We start from the raw sequence: 924 nt of genomic DNA on the forward strand, positions 1-924 counted from the left end.
TGTCGAGGGAGAAGCTTCCGGAGTTGTAGTCGTTGGCGCGGTTGAACGAGTTGCCGTCGGAGGTCCAGCGGTAGATCCGCATCGTCCCGTCACCCATGTCGTACCCGAGCGACGGCGCAGCCGGACGGCGCCACACCGCGTCGACCAGGATCTGTGCGTCACCGGCCTGCGGCTGGTAGCGCTCAGGAAATGCGGACACCTGAACCCGCTGGCAGACCTCGCCGATCGGCGCGCTCTGCCAGGCCCCGTTCGGGTACAGGCTGATCATCTTGTTGAGGAATGCGTTTGTGGCCCACTCCGGATTCAGCCGCTGTGACCGCGAGCCCCACGACGCTCGCTGCTGGAAGATCCCGAGGCTGTCATGGTCGACCTCCTCGCTGATGTTTCGGATGGAGCTTTCCACGATCGCGGTGGTGATGGCGATCACCGCAGCGCGTTTGGGTAGCCCACGCTTCTGTACGGCGGTGACCACTGCTCGTAGGCAGGAGGCGGTGTAGGCGCTTACCGCATTGCGCATCTTGGCGGAGAGTCGAGGGTTGACGAAGTCCGCGACAGCCTGGTCACCGGCCGTGGGACCGCCATCCACGCAGGGCGCGACGGCGGCGGCGAGGAGTAGCTGCGGGCTCGGCTCGGCGAGGGCAGGTGTCGGCGCAGCCACGGCGGCGGCGACGGTGAGCGAAAGAGTCAGCCCAAGAGTGGTACGAAGGCCAGGAAGCATCGTCGTCCTTAAAAGGGGTGCGGATCCCGGGCGGCCGGGCGCGGTGCCACGGCCGCCCGAGCGGATGAGGGGTCTACCAGCTGCCGAGGACGAGTCGGCCGGCGACGCGGTCGAGGTTCATGGAGCCGCCGGTGTACCAGGTGCCGTCCCAGTCGTTGCCGTTGAGGAAGGTGTGTAGGCCCCAGGTGCCGTCGCTGTTCTGTTCT

1 pseudogene is annotated in these 924 nt (G+C 66.9%); it reads right to left on the minus strand.

Going from position 1 to position 924, the window contains the following annotated elements:
• Positions 1 to 718: pseudogene (locus KBX00_RS28970) on the minus strand (hypothetical protein); the annotation flags it as partial.
• Positions 719 to 924 lie beyond the last annotated feature (206 nt).

Source organism: Micromonospora sp. C95, from assembly GCF_018070465.1.
Taxonomy (GTDB): Bacteria; Actinomycetota; Actinomycetes; order Mycobacteriales; family Micromonosporaceae; genus Micromonospora.